This is a genomic window from Pseudoalteromonas sp. P1-8 (assembly GCF_001399985.1).
In the GTDB taxonomy this organism is placed as follows: Bacteria; Pseudomonadota; Gammaproteobacteria; order Enterobacterales; family Alteromonadaceae; genus Pseudoalteromonas.
Genome location: NZ_LJSO01000007.1, coordinates 208,891 through 224,624 on the forward strand (window position 1 = coordinate 208,891; position 15,734 = coordinate 224,624).

General features: G+C 41.4%; 12 protein-coding genes. 3 read left to right on the plus strand and 9 right to left on the minus strand.

Going from position 1 to position 15,734, the window contains the following annotated elements; genetic code table 11:
• The first annotated feature begins 35 nt into the window (after positions 1–35).
• A complete protein-coding gene (locus tag AN213_RS12005; RefSeq protein WP_055198722.1) occupies positions 36–983 on the plus strand; it encodes a LysR family transcriptional regulator in 948 nt (315 codons plus the stop codon).
• A gap of 111 nt (positions 984–1,094) precedes the next feature.
• The gene (locus AN213_RS12010; protein WP_054561244.1) at positions 1,095–1,538 is read left to right on the plus strand and encodes a hypothetical protein; all 444 of its coding nucleotides are present in this window, start codon (positions 1,095–1,097) and stop codon (positions 1,536–1,538) included.
• On the opposite strand, the gene icd is transcribed toward AN213_RS12010, so the two are convergent.
• The 6 genes from icd to AN213_RS12040 all read right to left on the minus strand — a co-directional run bounded on the left by icd (position 1,535) and on the right by AN213_RS12040 (position 11,831).
• Positions 1,535–2,809, minus strand: a complete 1,275-nt coding sequence (icd, locus tag AN213_RS12015; protein ID WP_055198723.1) for an NADP-dependent isocitrate dehydrogenase — start codon at positions 2,807–2,809, stop codon at positions 1,535–1,537. The genes AN213_RS12010 and icd overlap by 4 nt on opposite strands.
• Before the next feature lie 92 nt (positions 2,810–2,901).
• A complete protein-coding gene (locus AN213_RS12020) occupies positions 2,902–5,583 on the minus strand; it encodes a 7TM diverse intracellular signaling domain-containing protein (RefSeq protein WP_055021139.1) in 2,682 nt (893 codons plus the stop codon).
• 37 nt (positions 5,584–5,620) lie between these two features.
• Positions 5,621–7,885, minus strand: coding sequence for a TonB-dependent receptor (locus AN213_RS12025; RefSeq protein ID WP_235576246.1), 2,265 nt, complete (start codon positions 7,883–7,885; stop codon positions 5,621–5,623).
• A 142-nt stretch (positions 7,886–8,027) separates the two neighbouring features.
• On the minus strand, positions 8,028–10,259 hold the full coding sequence (locus AN213_RS12030; protein ID WP_055198724.1) for an NAD(P)-binding protein: 2,232 nt from the start codon (positions 10,257–10,259) through the stop codon (positions 8,028–8,030).
• Between the two features lie 2 nt (positions 10,260–10,261).
• Positions 10,262–11,209 carry an acetoacetate decarboxylase gene (locus AN213_RS12035; RefSeq protein WP_095209748.1) on the minus strand — a complete coding sequence of 316 codons (948 nt, stop codon included), beginning with the start codon at positions 11,207–11,209 and terminating at the stop codon, positions 10,262–10,264.
• Positions 11,210–11,255: 46 nt separating this feature from the next.
• Complete coding sequence (locus AN213_RS12040; RefSeq protein ID WP_055198726.1) at positions 11,256–11,831, minus strand: hypothetical protein; 576 nt, start codon at positions 11,829–11,831, stop codon at positions 11,256–11,258.
• A gap of 642 nt (positions 11,832–12,473) precedes the next feature.
• On the opposite strand from AN213_RS12040, the gene AN213_RS12050 reads away from it, so the two are divergent.
• On the plus strand, positions 12,474–13,334 hold the full coding sequence (locus tag AN213_RS12050) for a TIGR02285 family protein (protein WP_054561237.1): 861 nt from the start codon (positions 12,474–12,476) through the stop codon (positions 13,332–13,334).
• A 60-nt stretch (positions 13,335–13,394) separates the two neighbouring features.
• Here AN213_RS12050 and AN213_RS12055 read toward each other — a convergent pair whose 3' ends face one another.
• From AN213_RS12055 to AN213_RS12065, 3 genes are all read right to left on the minus strand, one after another.
• Positions 13,395–13,973 carry a YceI family protein gene (locus tag AN213_RS12055; RefSeq protein ID WP_054561236.1) on the minus strand — a complete coding sequence of 193 codons (579 nt, stop codon included), beginning with the start codon at positions 13,971–13,973 and terminating at the stop codon, positions 13,395–13,397.
• 1 nt (position 13,974) lies between these two features.
• Positions 13,975–14,529: a cytochrome b gene (locus AN213_RS12060; protein WP_054552924.1), complete on the minus strand. Its 555-nt coding sequence runs from the start codon at positions 14,527–14,529 to the stop codon at positions 13,975–13,977.
• A gap of 283 nt (positions 14,530–14,812) precedes the next feature.
• Complete coding sequence (locus tag AN213_RS12065; RefSeq protein WP_055198727.1) at positions 14,813–15,664, minus strand: GNAT family N-acetyltransferase; 852 nt, start codon at positions 15,662–15,664, stop codon at positions 14,813–14,815.
• Positions 15,665–15,734: the final 70 nt, after the last annotated feature.

Below are 15,734 nucleotides of genomic sequence, written 5' to 3' on the forward strand. Positions count from 1 at the left end.
GGTAATTAATAAAGATAATAAATAAGATTGATCAAATGAATATTAGGCACGTCGACCTCAACCTACTGGTGTATTTAAATGTCCTCATTGATGAACAAAGTGTGTCTAAAGCCGCCAATAAACTAGCTTTGACTCAACCTGCAATGAGTAACGCCCTTAAGCGTTTGCGAGATTTGTTTGATGATCCATTATTAGTGAGAGCCGCAGGCACAATGACGCCAACCGCCAAAGCGCTCAGCCTTAAACCTGAGATAGAATCACTGTTAAAAATGGCTGAAGAAATTACTCAGCCAAGTGAGGTATTCGATCCGAGCACCGCGAATATTACGTTTCGGATCATGGCAAACGACTACCTTGAATCAATCCTTATTGCGCCATTTATCACCCAGCAGCTAGCAAAAAATCCGGGGCTTAACTTTGATATTTTGAGTCCAAGCGATGTTAACCTTCAAGATATGGAAAAAGGCACCATCGACCTTGCCATTAATCGCTTTAACGGCCTGCCCCGCTCATTTCACCAAGCCAGTGTCTGGCGAGACAATTACTGCTGCTTAACACACCCAGACAACCCTTACTTGCAACAGCAAAACCTCGAAGGCTACCTTGCTCAAGAGCACATTTGGGTGAATCGGGCTGGTTGGGGCGTAGAAGCGGCAGTAACAAATAAATCAGGCAGCCAAAAACTCGGCTGGGTCGATGAGGCATTATGGCAACTAGAACAAACCCGCAATATTCGCGTATTCACCCGCCATTACATGGTGGCGAGCCTACTTTGCCAATCACCTCAACTCATAGCAACACTGCCCCGTCGCCAAGCCATGTTATTAGCAAAACACACTGATTTGGTAATAAGTCCAGTGCCATTTCAAATCGTGCCTATTGAAGTAAAAATGTTATGGAGCCCTTTGCTACATCACGCAAACCCGCATCAGTGGCTGCGTAGAGAGCTACTTGCCTTTGCCAGTACCGTAGCTGATCGTTAAAAACAGTATAATATTGATAAAATCAATATCAGTTATTGAAAACAACAATTTCATTAATAATGAGTGAAGGGCTAGAGTGAAGTTAAGCACATAAACAAAGAGAAAATGATTATGGAAACTTCAGCGCAATTCACTCAACAGGACGGCCTTTACATCAATGGTCAATTACACTCATTCATCGAGCAGCAGCTTTGTAAAAAAAGCGATTTAGCCTGCGATGAGATTTACCAAACACTGGCAACAATGGTTGATGAGTTTGGTTGCCAATGCCGTAAAACCAAACATCAAGATGATGATGTTTTACAAGCAGAGACACTGTTAAAAGCGTATAGCACAGTACGTACTCACCCGCATTGTCATGTTGATGCACAAACAACAACTGCAGTGTTAGATGAATACTGCTGCCAAGTACCAGCTATTTTAGTGGTTGCGTTAATGGATACATTAACAGGCATGACAAGCAACGAACCTGGTGCAGAGCACATTTACCAACGTGCAGCACAGTTAACAGGTAAACCATGTGTCTACGCAGTTAAAAGCGCCAATGCCGCTTAATATGGTTCATTATTTGAGTTACTTATTCGCGCGATGATGCTTGTTGCAAAATCACTGCAACTAAGCATCGTCGCACCGGCTACTAGGTTAGCCAAATCAAACGTCATTTCATTTGCGCTAAGCGTCTGCTCTAGGGCTTTTTCTATTTTATTCGCCGCTTCGTGCCAGCCCATAAAGCGTAGCATCATAACCGCACTTAAAATACTGCTTGTTGGATTTGCACTGTCTTCCCCGGCTATGCGATTAAATGTGCCATGAGTCGGTTCAAAAAAGGCCACTTCATTATTTAAGTTTGCCGCAGGCATAATACCTACCCCACCGACTTGTGCGGTTAGCATATCAGCTAAGTAATCGCCGTTTTGATTGGTTGTTACCACCACATCAAATTGCTCTGGGGTGAGCAGCGCTTGTTGTAGCATGTTATCGGCAATGACTTCTTTGATAATTAAATCATCTTGCTCGTCACGTTTGATCACTAACCAACGACCATTTTCATGCGCTACAGCGTTAAACTCTTGCTCTGCTAGGGCAAATGCCCAGCGTTTAAAGGCGCCATCGGTAAATTTAAGTACATTACCTTTGTGCACCACAGTCAGTGATTCACTGTGCTCTTTGAGGGCAAAGTTTAGAGCGTAACGCATTAGTCGCTCTGCCGCCTCTTTCGAGCTATTTTTAATACCAATACCGCATTGGTTATCAAAACGAAGTCGGGTGACACCCATTTCTTGGCACAGAAAATCAAGCATACGCTCGTTGTCAATACTGCCAGCCTGCCACTCAATGCCTGAGTAAACATCTTCAGAGCTGTCGCGTATTACTGTGATTTGAGTTTTTTCAGGCTCTTTTAAGGGGGATGGTAAATGCGGATAACTGCGAATAGGCCGCATGTTAACGAATAAATCCATCTCATGACGAAGGGCTACATTTAAAGAGCGAAAACCACCGCCGAGGGGGGTTGTTAATGGCCCTTTTATGGCAATTTTATACTGCCTAACCGCATGCAGGGTTTCTTGCGGGAACCAGTCGCCATCGTATAGCGCAGCTGCTTTTTCGCCATTGAACACTTCCATCCAATGTATTTGTTTATCGCCTTGATAAGCATGATTCACTGCAGCATCAACAATATCTCGCATCACCGGGCTGATATCTTGACCAACACCATCGCCTTCAATGTAAGCAATAACCGGGTTATCAGGAATATGCCATTGACCCTTACTATCGATAGTAATTTGCGCGCCATTCGAGGGTACTGAAATATGTTGATACTGCATCATGCCTTCCCAGCAAGGTGTTTTAATAATATTAATATCAAGAAATAGCTAATTTGTCTGTGCTTACAAAGAAATAGCCGCTATTCAAGCAATCAATGCGTTACCTTGGTTATCTCGTCTTGCATGGCACAAAATAAGGATGCAATAAGCTGCGTATCGAGCGTGACGGTATCTTTTTTAAGCGCAGCATCAACGGCAACCGCTTTAACATAAAGCGTTTCACATTCGAACATGTTCGCAGCGCCTTTAAGCATATGAACATTTCTGCTTAAGCCATCAATGTCCATCTTTTTGTATTGCCCGCGCATTTCTCTATATTGTTCTTCAAGACCTTTTATGTAGTCATCTTTAAGCGCCTGAAACTCTTTTTCAGGTAATTTGATATCGGCTAACTCATCGCAATCTAAGTAACTGGCAATTTTATGGCTAAACGCGTTTCTATCAATTGGTTTAGCGATTAAATCATTGAAGCCTTGCTTCATATAACGGGCAATTTCATGCTTCATGGTATTCGCTGTCAGTGCAATGATTGGCGCACTCACTCCCGTTGCTTGCATCATTTTTAATGCTTCTTGACCGTCCATAATCGGCATTTGAATATCGAGTAAAATAAGGTCAAAGCTGTCTTCGAGGGTTGCTTGCACTGCGTCTTTACCATTTTCAACGGTGGTCACTGTCAGCCCCATACGCTCTAATATTCGCGCAATTAAACGTCGGTTGTCTGGGTGGTCTTCGGCAAGTAATACTCTGCCCTTTAAGTTCTCTGGTGCATCAAGCTTACTAAACGGTGAGGTTTCAACGAGCTTCACTTCGCTCATATCATTAAGCCAACGTGTGTTATCTGTGGTATACACCGACATGGTGAAAATAAACTCACTGCCAGAGCCGACATTACTTTTAACGCTGATATCCCCATCCAATTTCTGCGCAAGGCTCTTTGAAATATTAAGGCCAAGACCCGTGCCACCATATTGCCTAGAAATACTTGAATCCGCTTGATAAAAGGCACTAAACAGGGCTTGTTGCTCTTTGTCTGTCATGCCAATACCGGTGTCTTTTACGCTTATCGACAACTTATCGTTATGACAGCTCACCGTTAAAGTTATACGCCCCACTTGAGTGAACTTAAGGGCGTTGGTTGTTAGGTTTAATAAAATTTGCCTTAAACGACTCGGATCGGTAATTAGGTAGTCTGGCAACGGGAACTGATAATCAACACTGAACTTTAAGCCCTTATCACGGATTTGCTTGCCAATAAGTGACTCAATATTGGCAATCGTGGCAAACAAGTCTGTTTCGACTAAATCTATTTCTAGCTTGTTGGCTTCAATCTTCGACATATCGAGAATATCGTTTATTAATCCAAGAACATGGCGGCTATTTTGCAATATAACGCCAATCCCATGGTTGCGCTCATGAGGCTTAATATCCCCGAGCATAATGCCATCTGCATAGCCAATGATTGATGTCATTGGGGTGCGAATTTCATGACTGATATTCGCTAAAAAGCGGCTTTTAGCTTCATTCGCATCGCGAAGCTCAGAGGCAAGTTCTTCAAGCTCCAAAGTTCTTAGATGTACTTTTTCTTCTAAATTCTTGTTGAGCTCTACGTTGTCATCGTGAAGCAGCCTAAACTTATCGGCCACAGCAAACGCCAGCAACATGGCGTCCATGGCTGTGCCTATCAAACCCAATAAATATAAATTAATGGAGGTAGCTGGCAGCAAGCCTAAATTAGTTAAATTACCGACCATATTCGGTAGCATCATGGCAATGTAAGCCAGCACAAAATAGCGTGCTGGCTTAAAGCCAATGAGCATACAGCGAATACCTATGTATAAGCCTAAACATAAAGCAACACCCGTTACTAACGTTGACCAATAAAAACCAAAGCTTGGCCATAAAATACAAAACGGAATACCTAAAGTGGCGATTACACCCACCGTGAGTGATAATTGCGCCAGTTTAGGAAATGTTTCTTTGAGTTTAAGTAAGTTGTTGTAAAACAATATATTGGTTAATGGTGTGAGGGCAAAGCCGAGCCAGTGAAGATGAGGGTTATAGTAACCAAACAGCTGATCAGAAATATGGAAAAAATGGCTCCAAGCAAACACCCAGGATGCAGTAAATAGCGCGTAGTAAAGGTGTGTGACATCACGAGAAACCAAGTAAATTAATAAATTATATAAACCAAGTGCAATCCCCACCCCAAAGCAAAGCATCATGATCATATTTTCAATGGTTATGTTTTGAAAATAATCTTGATAAGGCGTTAATACCAGCTTTGCGGGAGTATAAAAGTAGTCACTCTCAAAATAAGTGATAAGCGTATAGTGCTTACCTTTTTCAAGAGATAAGCGATTACCATAGTGAAAAGCAAATTGATTCGGCTCGACCCCACCGGTTACAAAGTGCTGTATCGGGGCAGTTGGATCAGTTATATCGTAAATGCGGCTTTCTATTTTCGAAACCAAGGTGTTATACGGATAGAGCACTAAATCTTCGATATCACTTAAATTTTCAATTTCAACAATTAACCAATAACTACCGCCAACCGAGCTTATTCGAGATTGCGGTTTTTTGCTTGCTCGCCAAGCATCAATCGCAGCCACCGATTGCGGAAACATATTATCGTTTGCCGTAAACACTTCACCAACATCATGAAGGTTTTGCTCAGCCACAGCGTCGGTGTAGACAAACGTCTGTTGTGCATTAGCCGAAACACTCAATAGCAATAAAAAAAGCAGAGTACTTAAATACAGCTTTAACCGCATTCACAAAACCCCTGTACCATCGTGGAGTTGGCAACGACTAGAACTGCAGTGAAACATCAAAGCCATAGCGACGCCCTTCCCCTTTAAAGTCTTCAAGCATGCCTAGGAACGAACTTAAATCGAACTTTAACTGACTGTATTCAGTATCAAATAAATTTTTGCCCCATAAAGTAAATGACCAATTATCAACATCATATTTTAGATGCGCATTAACAATGCTAAAGCCGTCTTGGCGGGCATAAGGGCTCATGTTCTGATCAAAATAAAACTCAGACTGATAATCATAAATAATGTTGGCCGATAACGGATATGACGCCAAGCTGGTATCATATTTTAATCCCGCTGATACATTCCATTTAGAAGTAAATGGTAGTTGGTTATCGGTAATACTATTGCCAAGTGGGTCAACATATTCTTCAAACTCAGCATGAGGGATATAGCCAACTGAAAGTAGCATGGCTAATTGCTTAGTTGCTTGGTAATTGATTTCAGTTTCAAGACCGTAAATAGTTGAATCAGCGACATTTTCAAGCAACTGCACAGGAGGCATTTGCGGTGTTTCTGACGCTTGGTTCATAAACACTTGTTGGTCGTTATAGTCATAGTAAAACGCCGCCCAACTCATTCTAAGTTGCTTGCCAGGCCAGAACGACTTTAAGCCAACTTCATGGGCATTTAAGCGCTCTTTACCGTAGTTTGCTAAGATTGCTTGTTCTTCAGATGACAAAAAGCCGCCGTTGTAGCCACCACTTTTACTACCATTAGCAAAACGATAATAAAGATTGCTTGCATCTGAATAGCGATAATTAACGGCAAATTGACCAGTAAAGCCATTGTCTGATTGCTCATCGGTAACGCGATAAAATGGTACAAGCACTCCGTCTAAGTCATTCACATCAACCACCGCATTTAACGTGGCGATTGAGTCATATTCAAGTGACTCATAGTCATATCTAAGACCGGCTGTGATCATCCATCTATCTGCGACAGGCACTTCAATTTGGCTAAATACAGCCAAATTTTGCATCTTGATTTCGTTATCGTAGATAAAGGTCGCGGTTAAATTTGTCGGTAAAATACCCCGGAAATCACGCAAAATATCATTTAGATTATCTTGCTCAATCGTCTCATCGGCAAAATAAACACCACTGGTGAGTGTGTAATCAGCAAATTCGTTTAATAACCTGAATTCTTGGCTTAATAGTTGGGTATCTAGCCCTAATACTCCTTCGCACAAACGAGCTGGCGAGCCATCGCAGTTAAAAGCATGGCTTCTTTCTAAATCGTTAAAGCTCGAGAGAGAAGTGAATGTACTTTGCTCGTTTAAATGCCAATTCACTTCGGCGATAAAACCGTAGCCATCAGATTTATGAGGTGAGTCGTTATTGACACTCACAGCAAAGAAGTCATCACTGCCATCATTAAAACCAAAGTTATCAAAACAGCGTGTTGAGCCCGCATCTGCTGGTGAACACAGCTCACCCGTTAAAGGGTTCGCGACAATACCAATACTACCAACTGGCTGGGCAATACCATCCCAATCTTCAATATGCGCTTGCAGGTAAAGATCAACGTCATCCCACTCAGACAAAAAAGACACACGGGCATTTTTTTGCTCCATGCCTGCTGTTGGCGAGTCTGCATAGATATTATTTGTTGAGTATTCGTAGTCTTGATAGTTAACCGCAATTCGCAATGCACTAGAATCTGATAGTTGTTGGTTCCACATACCATCAACGCTGGTGGCGTTGTTATTGGCAACACCTAATGTCAACGCGCCATAGCTATCAAACTCAGGGCGATTTGAGCGTATAAGTATTGCACCACCGGTAGAATTACGACCAAACAAGGTACCCTGCGGGCCCCGTAAAATATCGAGCTGTTCAATATCGTACAAGTTAACAATTTGATTATTAGCAGACCCCACCGCAACGCCGTCAAGATACATGGCAACAGGTGAAGTATTCGCCGTATTATAATCAAGTAACCCCACCCCACGGATACTCACAGCGGGAGGCGTCCCCTCTGCAGCGTTTTGGGTAATTTTAACGTTTGGCGCAAACAAACCAATTTCAGTTGAATCTTTAAAATGCTGAGCTTTTAAAATTTCGCCATTCACTTGGCTTACCGCCACACTTACGTCTTCAATTGCTTGAGGACGCTTTTGTGCATAAACGCTAATAACTTCCATGTCTTTTTCAGTCTCAGCTCCTTGTGCAACAGCGCTTGCCATTACACATGCCGCCAAGCTGGTGCTCGACAACATCATAAACTTAGGATCTTTAAGAAAAGGACGCTTCATTGGCTTTTAGACCTTAAAAGAGGGAAACTTGTTAAATTGTTGTAATTTAGTGGTAAGTATAGACCAAACAATAGATTAAAGTCGCATATAAATCATGTAATTTCATGACTTATACGCATACTTTTTTACAGCTTTATTCACACTAACCTTTTTCGAATGCATGCTCTCCGCTGATTTCGCTTGGCCAACCACATATTGCCCGCGCTGTTTGCATACCGGCCATCACAGCAGCCTCAACACAGCCTGCATTAACCCCGGTTTTTATCCAGTCGCCAGTGATGCGCAAATTAACAAACTGACTGCCATCTGTAGCCAGGCGGTATTTACTCGAATCAACCACAGATAAGACATAGCGCTCACTGGGATCGACATTGACGCGCCAATATTGCTGCTCAAGAACAGGTAAAATGCTATGCGGATCACTGTAAAATACCTGCCAATCAAACTTGTTATCAATATAGGCTTCAGGCCAAAGTGCCCGCATATCTGCGCTAAACAAATTATGCATATTCAATTTTACTTCGGCTTTCATTTGCTCAGGGAATTGATGTGCACTGGCAGGTGGGTAGTTTTCGCAGCTAAACGCACTGCAAAAATAGGCAACATTAACTGGTGAGTTGTCACTTGGCCAATCTTCTTTATCGAGCAAGTTGCCCATTGCAGCCCAAGTATCAAACGGCTCTACAAAGCCACTTAAAATAGGCCCTTCGTGAGCAGCATTAGTTTGCGTAAAGCCAAGTTGTGGGTCGGTTTTATTCAACCATACTTGGCAAGCCTGAGTCGCCACACTTTGAACTTTTGTTGCTTGTTGAGAAAGCGCGTAATCTACAGCTAAAAGTTCAGAGGCAACGTGTTCAAGAGAGGCAACCGATACACCTAAAATCAGTGTATCAAAATCAATACCATGGCGAAGCGTCACTGTTGGCAAGGGGGTGCTAAAGTGTTCTTGATACACCTCGGGCCAATTGCTCCAAAATGACTCTAAATTAATTTGATATTCTTGCAATAAGTGCGCTTGTTCAGGGCTGATTTGCTCATACAGTGGCTCACTTGGCCAGCATGGCAGCTGTTTTACATCAATGAGCGGGTCATAATCTTGGCCAACTAAACTCACCTGTTGGCAAAGCTCAATTTCACTCACCAGCGGCTCACCTTGGGCAGTTTGCCCAGCAGATAAGTTAGTTAACTGATGGAAAAACTTAAACTTAACACCGCGCTGCTTTAAAAGTTCATAAATTGGTCCGAAAATAACATCGCCCATGCCTGCTTGCATTTTCCACATCACGCCGCCTTTATAGCAAAGACCTATACGTAGCATAGCAAGGGCGGCAACGCCGGCTTCAACATTGGGTTTACTAAAGTCACCTTTAGGGTAAGCAAATACCAAATCATAAAAACCGCGCACTGGCGCTGAATCGACGCTGTAAGTTTTATTCGCACCATTTTTTTCGAGCCACTGACGAAAATCGTAGCAATTAATGACACCAAAACCGTCGCGATATACTTTGTCTTTAATCAGTCCTGTAAGCATTGCAATCGCAAGATCAGCACAAATATAAAGTCTGCGCAGCTCTGGGTTGTCATCTAGTAGATCAATAACTTGGTCTTTAAACCAACGTTTTAACTTTCTGACGATGTACCAAATCACCAGCCGATCGGCCTGCTTATCTGTATGGGTGGCCTGCTTTTCGGTGAACTGCAGCAAATGAGTTATCAATGTTCGTGGGTTCGAGGCAATTTCAGTTGCACCTGCTTCAATATCATCAATAAACTGCTTTGCGCCATTTAAATGGGTATCAATGTCTGCTTTGATTTCTTGATACATGTGTTTGAGTAACGATTGATCCCGTGATTTTTTAGTCACTAAAATGGTTTTAGCATCTTGCTGCTGACAAACATGCTCAATGCCTTCGGTCCACTTTTTTAGCCATGCTAATGTCATGGTAACAAAGTCCCACACTGTTATATCTAGGCTTCCATCAGCGGGGTTGCCTTCAACGGTAGGAAAATCTATCGGCCAAGTTTGCCATTCATTATCAATAAACTCTTGTAAGGCAATAAAACTGTGTGGTTTAAATGCCTGCTGCCAAGTAGCTAATGAACAACTTGCAGGTCGATTGAGTGAGTTATACACCCCTTCTAAGGTGCGAAAGCTATTCACATAGGCGCCAAACCAAACATGTAAACCATGCTCTTCGATGCGCTGTCCAAAATGGACGTTTCGGCCACTCGCCCCTTTACCGCCAAGGCGCCAACCCTGTTGATAAACGGTAATTTCGCGCTGGCTTTGCCAATTAGCTTGCTCGGTTAAATACACTGCCGCAGTCATCGCTGCAACACCGCCACCAACAATGGTGATTTTTTCTTTTTCCATGGTTACCCCTGTGCTGGTAACAGTTGTGTTGCGCCAAGCTGGTCAAAATCCATATTGACGTAAAAAGGTAAATGAACTGCTTGTTTGCCAAGTGCGATGCCAAACATGTCATTCAAAGGAAAGCTCGCAAGAGCTTTTACATCCAAACTAAAATCATTGTGTAAAAGTTTTAATTGGTGAATTTTTTTGATTAACGATGGTGAGTGAACCACGCTTTGATAAACGGCTTTATCTCCTTGGCCATCGGGAAATTGTTTAAACAAAATCTGATCCATCTGCGGATGAATAAACCCGTCTAACAATTGTTTAAGAAGCGATAAATCAATGCCTTTAATTTGCGCATCAAACAAATCGGTAACGTGTTTAGAAAAATGCGATAAGTTATCGAGTAGGTTTTCCTTGGTACTTGCCTGTGTTTGCTCAATGGTTAATAGCTCATGCATTGCTAATTTAGAGTCTGGGTTAAACACATCAAAACATTCTAAAGAAATACTAAAGGCGCCCGCATCACTCACAGTCGCAGGCATTTGATATTCACAGAGGTATTTATTGTAGCCCCAGGCTTCTCGGCCATTAATCAAAGCATAAATGTTATTGACGCTAATAAATGCCGGATACCAATATAAATGGCTAATATCACCATCTTGCATTTTTGCTACCGGCAGCCAAATAATAATATCGGTTTCTTGCATCCAGCCATGCTCTGAAAACGGTGGCGTTAATGAAGAAATTTTTTCGATATCAGTGAAGGTAAGTAAACAAGTACTCCCTAACACATTAAACGAGGTTGATTCGGTTGCTAGTAGATTTAAAGTTGCATCAACATAGTACTGCATTTTTTGCTCGCAGCCAGACACAAAAAAACCATACATATGCGCGTTGATCATTCGACAAGGTGGTTTAGCAACCGGGTTAGATAAGAAGTGGCTGTAATTTGTTTGGTCCGTCATAGTCATTACTTATATTGTTGTTTAGTAATGACTATAGACCAGTTTTTTAATCGTTGGGGACAAGTTCTGAGTTACAACACTCTTTTAATAGCTGTTCGGTAAATTGCTGATAACCGAGCTGATTAAAATTCTCAGATAGCGGGTTCATAAACCCATGACCATAGTCGGCTATTTCACAGCTCACCTTGGCTTTACTTTTTAATGAAGCAATCACTGGCTTAATATCAAAATGCTCTTCACTGTGAGGAAAAATAAATCGACAAGGAACGTTAGCCTCAAGCTCTAGGTGATGTCTAACTTGTGATGGATAAAAGGCAATAATTTTTTTAATAAATGAATTTTTTAACTCTGCTTGAGCTCGCCAAACGGCAGCTGCGCCTGCACTAAATGCAATAATCGTGGTTGGCTGACGAATAGTAGCCATTTTTAAATGTACTAGCTCAAAATAACTGTCATGGCCGCATTGAGTCATAAAATGTTGATATTGAAACTGCTCATTTATGGGGAGCTGAATTTCCCCCATGTAAGGGTCACAAAGACTCACTTTACCACGAAGCTGCTGAGCAAGCAGCGATAAATGCGCTGTTTTACCGAATATATCTGATACCAAAAGGTAATTCATAAGCATACTTCTTATTGTTATTTTGTGCCTAATCACAATACGCCTGTTTCTGTTAAACATCCAGAGATTATTTTTGATGTTTAAAAAATAAACCTTGCGCTTAATTGATTCTTACAGTACTCTGATTGTCTGGTTTTTAGAAACCACGCGGTTAACCCCTTACCTTGATCCAGTAATTCCCGCATATTCGTATAAATACTTGCAGCTTGTTCACTAAATGACATTTTGATGAATTTTCAAATCATCACCAAACTGTCACAAACTTAGTCGACACTGTTAGCAAGACAACAAATGTCGGTCTGTATTTTTTAAATGCCTATTAAAGCTCTACAGACACAGACAAAAGAAAAAGTGAGTTTTATTATGTCATATAAATACAACGGATCTTTGATCCAGATCGCACATCCAGTGCAATCAATCTCGGTAAATAAACAGCGTGTAATTTTTAGTGACACGCAGGGCTTAAAAAATGCCATCTTCCAAAAGGCTAGTGATGCACGCCAATTTGTGAAGTGGTTAAAAGCCAACTAAACCCTACCGATAAACGCCAGCCAACAAGCTGGCGTTTTAGTTTTCACCACCAGCCACATAAGCCTATATTCCTGCTACACTTATATTTTAGTTCCTAAATAGGTAGTAACTATGCGTAGTGTGTGGTCTATTTTACTATTACTTTTTTGCTTGCCAGCTTATGCAAATAAGCAACCTAAAGCCATTGAGTGGATCATGGTTGATTTTGCCCCCTACTACATCATGCATGATAAATATGAAGGCACAGGTCGTGATGAAAGTGTGATCAAATTATTAGAAAAAGCACTGCCTGAGGTTTCATTTAAACGCACTTTATTGCCAGCCAGTCGTGCTGTGCATGAACTATCAAACCCACAAAATAATTACTGTATGCTGTCGTTATATCAAAGCGAGCACCGCAAGCAGCATATTCAGTTTACTGAACATTCATCAACTGTTGGTTTGTCGCCGTCTATTGCAATACGTAAAGAGTTAGCAACAAAACTTAAGCTAGACTCAACAAAACCTGTGTCACTTAAATCATTACTAGCCGAAAACCTTGCTTTAGGGGTCTCTATGAGCCGCTCTTTTGGAGCAAATATCGACAAAGTTATTAACGAAAGTCATGACGCTAATATTATCTCACGCCCCGGCAGAGACACCCTCGCAAGCCTAACTTATATGCTACAAAAAAAGCGTATTGATATATTACTTGGCTACCCTAGCGAACATTATTACTTGGCTCATTCCATGGGCTTTGAAGATGACTTAACTCAACTATCACTTACTGAAGCTCCGGCGTTAAGCATTGGCTATATAGGCTGCACTAAAAACAAGCAAGGTGAAGTAACGGTAAAATTATTAGATGAAGCTCTTGAGAAAATCGCTCATACAGATGCTTTTCATGATGTTTTAGTTCGCTGGCTACCGGATAATTTGCAGCCCATTTTAGAAAAGAGATTAAAAGATAGAAACGAAAGTGCCGCTCATTAAGCGGCACTTTTAATTTTACCAACCCACAGTTATGCGAATTGGCGGTCGTATTAACGGTGCTTACTTACGTACACCTTCAATGAATAAACCAATATCAACATGGGTTGAAGCCGGACCAAGGTTGTAGTCAATACCATAGTCAGTCAATTTAAGACTTGTTTCGCCTTCAAAACCAACACGGTAACCACCCCACGGATCTTTACCTTCACCAATTTTGTCAATTTCAAAAGTAATGGTTTTGGTTACACCATTTAAGGTAAATTCACCTGTAACATCTGCTTCGTCACCGTCTTCATCAAACTTGATTGAGGTACTTTTAAATGTTGCAGTTGGGTATTTATCAACATTTAAGAAGTCTTTACCGCGTAAGTGCTTGTCACGCTCAGCATGGTTTGAGTCGATGCTTTTAGTATCAATCGTTACATTGATTTTAGATGCATTAGGCGCTTTATCGTCATAGCTAAAATCACCTGAGAAAGTATTAAAACGACCATGTAACCAGCTGTAACCTAAGTGCTTAATTTTAAAAGTTACAAATGCGTGTGCACCGTCTGTATCAATAACGTAGTCAGCTGCATTTGCGTTTGCTGTTGAGAAAAGTGCAGCACTGAGTGCTGTGCCTAATAGTAATTTTTTCATGTTAATCATCCTTCAATGGTTTGATCATTCTAATTAAGGTTTTATCTTTATCGATAAAATGATGTTTTAGTGCCCCTAAAGCATGTAAAACAACCACAGCTATTAGCCCATACGCGGCATAAAAGTGAATTTTACCTGCAATATCTTCTTGGTTTGCGACCGACTCGGGTAATGCCGGTACAGCAAATAAATTAAATACTTCAATTGCACGGCCATCAGCCGTAGAGATTAAATAGCCAGATGTCACAATGACAATTAAAGCTAAATAAATTAGTTTATGGACTGAGTGTGCAACTCGATTCATTGCTTTTGAACTACCTGCAACAGGCTCAGGTTGGGTGCCTAATAAGCGCCAACCAAAACGAAACAACAATAATGCAGCTAAGGTAATACCCACGCTTTTATGTAAGTCCAATGAGCCTTTATACCAAGCGTCGTAATAGGTTAGCTCAACCATATAAACGCCTAAGCCAAACAAACCAAACACCCCAAGTGCCATTAACCAGTGTACTAAGATGGCCACCCAGCCATAACTTGACTTTGAATTCTTTAACATACTCATTTCCCATGAGAATCGTGAAACTAGATACATCTTAAATGACGGCTTATATAATGAAAATAGCGTAAAACGAACAGCTTCTGTGCATATATGCACACCTTAGGGGAAAGGGTAAAGTTGTAAGGGGAAAGGAAAAAGACAAAAGGTGTTAGGTGCTAGGTGCTAGGTGCTAGGTGCTAGGTGCTAGGTGCTATGAATACTCGTTGATAAAAGCGTCTAATTCTTAACGTGATAAATTTTTAGTTTTCTCACAACCGATTAATCGCTCACCCCAATAAACTCAGCCGATTTCAAAAGAAGTAACACCGAAAATACGGTTTAATGGCAAACTCGGAGAGTCGTTGGTATACATTCTGGCGGTTTCAAATGACACCTGCATGTTGTACTTCTGTGCTAAAGCAACAGCAGCTTGATTGATTTCTGGCGTATCAAGGAAAATAGCGTCGGATGCACTCGCCTTAGATTTTAAAGCAAGGAACAAAGATTCAGCCAATTGTGGTGAGTCGGCAAATAAAGGGCCAATTTTAAAGCCATTCTGACATTTGCGAATTACCCCGTATCCTGCCAATTTCCCATTGCTCATTACCCCCAACGCGTCGCTCTGGGGTTGGTTTAACCATGCTTTAGTAAAGTTTGCTCTATTAGCAGGGAAAAAAGCCTGTTCGTATGCGTCAATAATTTCGAATGGCACGGCATTAAGATCAACAATATCTGAATTTTGTGGTGAACTACCACCACCTACTCCTGCAAAACGGATATTGCGATAGGCCAGATTAAAACCAGACTTTTTGTAGTTCTCTTGCTGTTCCACTACACCATCAAGGCCAATATTCAACCCTTCAAGACGCTTTAATGCGGCATTCCAGATTTGCATTCCGTAACCTTTACCACGGTAATCAGGTTTAACAATATAAAAGCCGATAAAGCCAAATGCATTATGGTAATTAATGGCAGAAATTGTAGCAATAGGTTCATCGTCTAGAAAACCAACCAGAAACCCTTCAGGATCAGCTGCAAAGTAACACTCTGCATCATTAAGGCCTGGATTCCAACCTTCTGCTGCAGCCCAATCAATCATGAGTTCGACTTCCTTCTTGGTCATGGTTTTGATTGTAAAGTGTTTACTATGCATCTGCTTTCCTTATATTTTCAGTTTATACCAATTCGCTTAATTAAGTGATCTATTTTGAGGCAATAAAACC